This window comes from Corallococcus terminator (assembly GCF_003611635.1).
Classification (GTDB): domain Bacteria; phylum Myxococcota; class Myxococcia; order Myxococcales; family Myxococcaceae; genus Corallococcus; species Corallococcus terminator.
In genome coordinates this window covers 1-7,225 of the sequence record NZ_RAVZ01000419.1, presented here as the reverse complement: position 1 = coordinate 7,225, position 7,225 = coordinate 1, and the positions used below count along the sequence as shown (strand labels likewise).

7 protein-coding genes are annotated in these 7,225 nt (G+C 71.4%); 1 reads left to right on the top strand and 6 read right to left on the bottom strand.

All coding sequences use genetic code 11. The annotated features are described in order from the left end of the window. The 3 genes from D7V88_RS36680 to D7V88_RS36670 form a co-directional block, all read right to left on the bottom strand. On the bottom strand, positions 1-532 hold a 532-nt coding region (locus D7V88_RS36680), incomplete at its 3' end, for a LysM peptidoglycan-binding domain-containing protein (RefSeq protein WP_120545234.1). A 104-nt stretch (positions 533-636) separates the two neighbouring features. Then, complete coding sequence (locus tag D7V88_RS36675; protein ID WP_120545233.1) at positions 637-1,659, bottom strand: cytochrome c; 1,023 nt, start codon at positions 1,657-1,659, stop codon at positions 637-639. After that, positions 1,656-2,240 (bottom strand): hypothetical protein, encoded by a 585-nt coding sequence (locus D7V88_RS36670; RefSeq protein ID WP_147449025.1) that lies wholly within the window; start codon positions 2,238-2,240, stop codon positions 1,656-1,658. Before D7V88_RS36670 ends, D7V88_RS36675 begins: the two co-directional genes overlap by 4 nt. 434 nt (positions 2,241-2,674) lie before the next feature. Between D7V88_RS36670 and D7V88_RS36665 the strand changes: the two genes are divergently transcribed. Continuing rightward, entirely contained in the window at positions 2,675-4,228 is a 1,554-nt protein-coding gene (locus tag D7V88_RS36665; RefSeq protein WP_120545231.1) for a glycosyltransferase 87 family protein, read from the top strand. 10 nt (positions 4,229-4,238) lie between these two features. On the opposite strand, the gene D7V88_RS36660 is transcribed toward D7V88_RS36665, so the two are convergent. The 3 genes from D7V88_RS36660 to D7V88_RS36650 are packed head-to-tail and all read right to left on the bottom strand — an operon-like array spanning position 4,239 to position 7,173. Beyond that, a complete protein-coding gene (locus tag D7V88_RS36660; RefSeq protein ID WP_120545230.1) occupies positions 4,239-5,972 on the bottom strand; it encodes a cytochrome c oxidase subunit I in 1,734 nt (577 codons plus the stop codon). Beyond that, positions 5,969-6,874 (bottom strand): cytochrome c oxidase subunit II, encoded by a 906-nt coding sequence (locus D7V88_RS36655; protein WP_244238587.1) that lies wholly within the window; start codon positions 6,872-6,874, stop codon positions 5,969-5,971. Before D7V88_RS36655 ends, D7V88_RS36660 begins: the two co-directional genes overlap by 4 nt. Continuing rightward, positions 6,871-7,173: a hypothetical protein gene (locus D7V88_RS36650; RefSeq protein WP_120545229.1), complete on the bottom strand. Its 303-nt coding sequence runs from the start codon at positions 7,171-7,173 to the stop codon at positions 6,871-6,873. The genes D7V88_RS36655 and D7V88_RS36650 overlap by 4 nt, the downstream gene beginning before the upstream one ends. Positions 7,174-7,225: the final 52 nt, after the last annotated feature.

Sequence of the window (7,225 nt, the reverse complement as noted above, 5' to 3'; positions counted from 1 at the left end):
GGTTCGTCGTCCCCCCTCCGCCGCTCTTGCCCGGAATCGTGAGCTTCTGGCCCACGTAGATCTTGTTCGGGTTGGAGATGTTGTTCGCCTGCTGCAACGCGTTCACCGTCGTGCCGTGACGACCCGCGATGCCGCTCAGCGTGTCCCCACTGCGCACCGTGTACGTCGAGCCCCCCGACGTCGGCTTCGGCGTCACCGGCGCCGCGCCACCCTTGCCCGGAATCGTGAGCTTCTGGCCCACGTAGATCTTGTTCGGGTTGGAGATGTTGTTGGCCTTCGCCAGCGCCGCCGCCGTCGTGCCGTTGCGCCCCGCGATGCCGCTCAGCGTGTCCCCGCTGCGCACCGTGTAGCTGCCCGCCTTGCCCCCAGAAGCCGCCGCCTGGAACGAGTCCGGCACCGTCAGCTTCTGCCCCACGCGGATGAGGTTCGCGTTCGCGATGTGGTTCGACTTCTGGAGCGAACCCACCGACGTGTTGAAGCGCTGCGCGAGGCCGCTCAACGTGTCGCCGCTGCGAACGGAATAGGTCGTCACGGTTGAAACTCCGGGAAAAAGTGGAAACCAGTGCCCGGATTTTCGTGACGCCTGAGAATTAGTTTCCCAGGAAGACTGTCTTTTCAGGTTGTTGAATCAATCCACTATGGCTGCATCTTGGAGTCGCGCAGGCGCTGTTGGAGTTCGCGGGCTTCGTCGGTGTCATGCAGCACGAGCAGGCTCTGCACGTAGTAGGCGAGCGCCCAGAGGTTCTCCTCCGGGATGGCGCCCTTCCACGAAGGCATGGCGGCGCCGCCGACGCCCGCGGCCATGACGCGGTAGAGGTCCTCGCGCTGGGCCTGGGCGGTGTACGGCTGGCCTTCCACGCGGGTGCCCTGGGGCCACACGGTGCGCAGGCGGTGGAAGAGGAAGTCGGGGGGCAGCACCTTGGAGAGCTGCAGGGCCTCGCCCTTCGCGTCCACGGTGAGCGAGTAGTCCGAATCCCGAACCAGCGCGGTGTACGGATCCACGTTGGCCAGGTTCACCTTGCGGCCGGTGACGCTCTCGGTGAGCGCGGCGAGTTCCGCGCGGGGCAGGTACGCGACGTGGCAACTGGCGCAGCCCGCGTTGCCCTTGCCGGCCACGTGGTAGACGGTGCGGCCTTGTGCCACGGCTTCCGCGTCGCGGCCCTTCCACGGATCCTCCGACATCGCGAGCGGCACGCCCGGCGCCTCTTCCTTCCATCGCGGGCTGAAGGTCTTGAGGTACTGCACCACCGCGTCCACGTCCGCCGGGGGCACGTCCCACGCGAACATCGGGGTGCCGTGCATGCCGCGGCGGATGGTGCGCTTGAGCGCGTCGTCGGTGGGCAGCTCACCGGCCGCCACGCCTCCGAACTTGAACAGGCCCTGGTGAAAGTTGCGCGGCACGGGACGCATGCCGGCCCCCGCGGGCCCCTGTCCGTCGCCCTTCTCCCCGTGACAAGAGGCGCAGTAGTGCGTGTAGACGTCCCAACCGCGCGCCAGCGTCGCGGCCGGAACGACGGTGCCGTTCGCGAGCTTCAACGGTTCGAACTTGGGCGGCTCCCGGCGACACGCGGGGGCGAGTGCCCCCAGCGCGAGCACGGCGAGCGTGCGAAGCGCACGCGACGCGGAGGCGATTCCAGGGAGGCAGGGAGTGGGCTTCATGGGAGGTACACCACCGCGAAGAGGACGCCGTACATCACCGTCGTGCACCACCAGCCGGGCAGGGCACGCCGCAAGGGAGCTCGTGCGTCGAAGCCTCGCAGCGTGCGCAGGGTGGCGCGCAGCAGGCCCGTGAGCACGACCGCGGCGTGCGCGGCCTGCACCGCCGACAGGCCATACAGCACGGAGGCGAAGACGCCGCTGTCAGGGATGCGCAGGTCGCGATGCCACCACAGCCCGTGGAGCCACGCGGCCTGCGTCGCGAGGAAGCCCGTCCCCGCGAACAGGACGCCCAGCATCCATCCGCGCGCGCGTCGGGGACCCGCGACCCGCCTGAGCGCACCGTGCAGCAGGACTCCTCCCGCGACGAGCAGCACTCCCGCGAGCGAAGGGACGAAGCGCCCGGGGAGCGCGGACGCGGGCGGCCAGAAGCCGCGCATCCGGTAGAAGTCCGCGGCGAAGGCCACCGCGCAGAAGAGCATCGCCGCCGCGGCGTGCGCGAGGACCATCCCGAACCACAGGTTGGACTCGGCGCGCTGGGGGGACACCGGGGCCAGCGTCCCGGTGGAGTCATTCGTGCTCACGGAGGGCGACTCTCGCATGCCTGGGCCCTGCACGAAGCACCGAGGGACCAGGCCGCTCCCCGCGCCCTGGGCTCTCCCGCGCGTTGCGTGGATTCACCACGAGAAGGTCCTGGCGGATGAGGGGCGCTGTCCCTCGTTTCGGGCTGCAGGGCAAACGGCCCGCCCCCATGCACTCGACGTTCCGCGTGCCCCACCTGGATGAGGCCCCAAGGCATGGCACATGGCGCGAACCTGTCCGACTGTCGGACAGGTTCTGGCGAGCGGCCGCCGGCGGGGCGTCCCTGGACCTCAGTTCCTGGCGTGCCCACTCCAAGTCCAGGCTCCACACGAAGTGAGGGAGAGCCGCTCCCGGGGACGGTCACCCCGAGGCCCGCAAGGAACAAGAACCCCGCGTGCGCATGGGCTCCGGGTAGTAGCGTCGCGGACCCGCTCCGATGCAACCCGCCCCCACTCCGCTCGCGACGTCGTCCCTTCCCCTCCCACCGCGCTCCTGGCGGGATGGGCTCCCCTGGCCGTTGGTGCTCGTGGCGCTCGGCGCGTGGGTGCTGCGCGCGCTGGCGTTCTTCCATCGCACCGGCCCGCTCGGCTACCCGATGGACTACGACGAGGGCGTCTACTTCTCCGCCGCGTCGCTCCTCCTGCGCGGAGACCTTCCCTACCGCGACTTCATCTTCGTCCACCCACCCGGCGCCCTCCTGCTCTGGGCCCCCGGCGCGGCGCTCACCCTGGGACTCGACACAGGCGCGGCTTACGGAGTGGCCCGCTACGCCGCCGCCACCGTGGGCGCCCTCTGTGTGTTCCTCGCGGGCCGCATCGCCTGGCGCGCCTGGGGACCTCTCGCCGGCTGCGTGGCGGCGCTCGCCTATGCCGCGTACCCGGAGGCGGTGCTCGTCGAGCGCGGCACGTTCCTGGAACCCCTGCTCAACGTCCTGTGCCTGGGCTTCGCCAACCTCTGGCTCGCCTCCGACACGTCCTCCCGCGCGCGGCGCATCGGCGCGGGCGTGCTCATCGGCCTCGCGGTGTCCGTGAAGCTCCCCGGCGGACTCTGGCTCGTCGCCGCGCTGCTGGCCCGGCCCTGGAAGGAGACCTGGCGCGACACCCTGACGCTCGCGCTCATCGCCTTCGCCACGTTCGTCGTCGTCGTGGCCCCCCTGGCCGCGCTCGCCCCTTCCGAATTCTTCCGCGACGTCATCACCTTCCAGGCCCTGCGCCCCGCCGACGGTGAGCCGGACCGACTCGTGCGCCTGCACGACATCTTCCACGAGCGCCGCCTGGGAGAGGTCGTGCTCGCCCTCGTGGGCCTGGGGACCGCCTGCGTCCACGCCTTGCGCGCCCCCACCCCGGGCCGCCCCGCCGCCCGCTTCTTCGCCACCACCTTCGTCCTCACCGTCGTCCTGTTCCTGGCGTCGCGCACCTACTGGAACCAGTACAACGCGCACCTCGCCGCGTCGGAGGCCGTGCTCGCGGGACTGGGCGCCTCCGCGCTCCACGCCTTCAGCCTGCGCTGGGGCCGCGTCGCCTCACGGGCCGTGGCCGGACTCGCCCTGGTCGCCGCGTTCCTGCCCGGCGCGTGGCATTCCTTCCAGAGCTCCCGGTTGCAGGCCCCGGACGTCGTGGCGCTCGCCCGCTACCTGCGGACCGACGTGCCTCCCAACGCGTGCCTGTTCTCGTTCGAGCCCGGCTGGGCGCTCGCGGCCGGTCGGCTCCCGCAGGGGGCCACGCCCGTGGTGGACGTCTACGCCACCATGCTCCAGGACTCCATGAGCACCGGAGACCGCTTCGAGGAGACCGAAGAAGCCTTCACCGCCCCGGAAGCCCAGCAGGCCCTGCGCGTCATGCTGGAGTCCTGCCGCTTCGTCGTCCTCGGCTGGCGGGGCACCTGGCAGCTCACCCCGGAGAGCCGACCCTGGTTCAAGCAGCGCTTCATCCGGCGCTTCCCCACCGGCGACGCGGGCGGCGTGGACGTGTGGGAACGGCGCGCGCCCTGAGCCCTCGCCGCTAACCCGCGCCTTCCACCCCGGCCGCTTCGGACTCCGTGGTCCCCTTCACCGGGACGGCCACGGGCAGCACCTCCGCCTGGCCAATCCAATCGCGACCCAGTTGCTCTTGTACTTCGAGTTGCGACAGCTCATGCGGCCCGCGCAGCACGACCGGTGAGGGCCCCGCGTCCGTCCACTCCAGCGTGCCCACGCGCCACGGGTTGGGCTCCGCGGCGCGGCCCCACCCGAGCGTGCGCACCAGGTTCACCACGAACAGCAACTGCGCCGTGCCCAGTAGGAACGCGGCCCAGGTCGTCCACCGGTTCAGCGTGAGCAGGTGCGCGAGGAACGTGTACTGGTACGGGTCATAGAGCCGCCGCAACTGCCCCGCGTACCCCGCCGCGAGCTGGCCTCCGAAGACGGCGATGAACAGCACCGCGCTCGACAGGACATGCGCCTTCGCCAGTCCCTCGTGCAGAGAGCGCCCGTACATCCGGGGGAACCAGAAGTAGAGCCCCGCGAAGACGGCGAGGAAGCTGGCCGCGCCCATCGTCAGGTGGAAGTGGCCCACCACCCACAGCGTCCCGTGCAGCGGCACGTCCGTGGCCACCGCGCCCAGCGCGAGTCCTGTGATGCCGCCCAGGCCGAAGACGACCATCGTCGCCAGCGCCGCGAGCATCGGCGACGTGAGCCGCACGCTGCCCCTCCACAGCGTCATCAGCCAGTTGAGGAACATCACCTCCGCGGGCAGGGAGATGAGCAGCGTCAGCACCATGAACGTGCGCCCCAGCACCGGGGCCATGCCGCTGGTGAACAGGTGGTGCGCGTACACCGCGCCACTGAGCGCCGTCACCGCGCCCATGGCCCCCGCCGTCAGCCGGTAGCCGTGCGCGGGCTTGCGGCTGAAGTACGCCACGAAGTCCCCCACCATCCCCCAGGCGGGCAGGATGAGGATGTAGACCTCCGGGTGGCCGAACAGCCAGAACAGGTGCTGGTACACCACCGGGTCGCCGCCACCGCCCACCGCCGCCGCGCCCGCGATGAAGAACTGCGTGCCCGCCACCCTGTCCAACAGCAGCAGTCCCGTGGCCGCCGCCAGCACCGGCACGAACAGCACGTTGAGCACCGCGCCGTAGAACAGCCCCCACACCACCAGCGGCAACCGTCCCCACGTCATCCCCGGCGCCCGGCAGCGCACCACCGTGACGACGAAGTTGAGCCCGTACAGGAACGCGGACACGCCCACGCACAGCACCGCCACCGTCACCAGCGTCTGCCCCAGGCCCGGCGTGAACGCGGGCGTGGACAGGGGCGGATACGACGTCCACCCCGCGCTCGCCGCGCCCAGCCGCACGCCGAACGACGCGAGCATCAGCGCACCGCCCACCGCGTACGCCCAGAACCCGAACGCCGACAGCCGGGGGAACGCCATCTGCCGCGAGCCGATGGCCAGCGGCAGCACGAAGTGGCCCAGCGCGCCGAAAAGCAGCGGCGTCACCGCGAAGAAGATCATCAGCAGGCCGTGCATCGTGAACACGGCGGTGTACGCGGGCGGCGTCAGCGCGCCCTTCGATTCGGGCAGCGCCCACGCGAGCCCCGGCACCGGCTGTCCCGGCCACGCCCACTGGAAGCGGATGAGCATGGCCAGCAGGCCGCCCACGAGCAGGAACAGGAACCCGCCCCACAGATACTGGCGGGCCACGCGCTGGGGGTCCGTCGTCCACAGCGACTTCAAGAGGGCGCCGGGCTTCACGGCGTCCTCCAGACCCAGCCCCAGTGCGCCGCCGCGTCGTCCGGGTCGTAGGCCTGCACCGCCTGGCGTCCGGCTTCGTGCAGCCAGGACGCGTACGCCTCCGGGGACAGGGCGGTCAGGATGCCGCGCATGCGGTAGTGGCTGGTGCCGCAGTGCTGGTAGCAGGCTGCCTCCCAGGCGCCTTCGCGCGCGGCCTGGAACCAGGTCTGGTTCACGCGACCGGGGATCGCATCCAGCTTCACGCGGAAGGCCGGCAGGGAGAACCCGTGCACCACGTCCGTGGACACGAGCTGCACCCAGACGGGCACCCCCGCCGGCACGCGCAGGTCGTTCCACGTCACCACGTCGTCCTTCGTGCCGAACGCGCCGTCCTGTCCGGCGTAGCGCGCCTCCCACGACCACTGGTGCGCGTTGATTTGGATGCGCACCGTGCGCGGATCCTCGGCGGGGACGCGGAAGTTCCAGAGCACGTCGCGCAGGTAGCCCTCGGAGCCCAGGAACAGCGTCCCGTCCACCACGCCGAAGACGCCCAGCGCCAGGCCCAGCACCCACGCCCGCGAGCGGCGCGTGCCTCCGTCCGGCGACACCCGCCGGGCGTTCCGGAAGCGGACCACCGCCACCAGCAGCCAGCCGAACATCACCGCAGCCAGCGCGAGCTCGAAGCGGTGGCTCGAGGCCAGCAGCGCGTCGATGCGGCCCCCATGCGCGCTCGCGTTCTCCGGAAGCGACAGGGTCCACGCCCCTCGCACGGGAGCCACCGCCAGGGGGGCCTGCGCATCCGGCGGCGCGGTGGAGGCTCCGGGTTGCGCGGGGCCGGAAGTCCCGAGCGGCGCGGCGGAAACGGACGGCGCGGAGACGGACGCAAGCAACACGGGCAACGGAAGTCCGGGCACGGGCTTCACGGGCGCTCCTGTTCCACGGGGGCCGAAGCCCGCTCCTCACGCATCACCCGCCGGGCCGCCCAGATGCCCACGCCCACCAGGACGAAGGGCACCAGCATCAACGCCAGCAGCAGCCCCCCCGCGCCTCCGGGGGACTCGGGCGCCCGGGCCGTGCACGAGGGACAGGCCAACACCTCCACCGGCACGAGCAGCGCCAGGATTCCCAGGGCCCCGAAAAGCCGGCCCGGGAGCGACCGGACGCCTTCCCGCCAACCCCGCGGAAGGCATCCACCATCCAACGGCGACGAGGCGGGGCGCATGGAGTTCCCGGGTAGCACGCACCCGGGGCCCCCTCAAGGCACACCCCCTGTC

Excerpts from the sequence above, each read along its gene's own strand:
- D7V88_RS36665 (WP_120545231.1), top strand. The coding sequence starts at position 2,675 with ATGCAACCCGCCCCCACTCCGCTCGCGACGTCGTCCCTTCCCCTCCCA.
- D7V88_RS36650 (WP_120545229.1), bottom strand. The coding sequence starts at position 7,173 with ATGCGCCCCGCCTCGTCGCCGTTGGATGGTGGATGCCTTCCGCGGGGT.
- D7V88_RS36675 (WP_120545233.1), bottom strand. The coding sequence starts at position 1,659 with ATGAAGCCCACTCCCTGCCTCCCTGGAATCGCCTCCGCGTCGCGTGCG.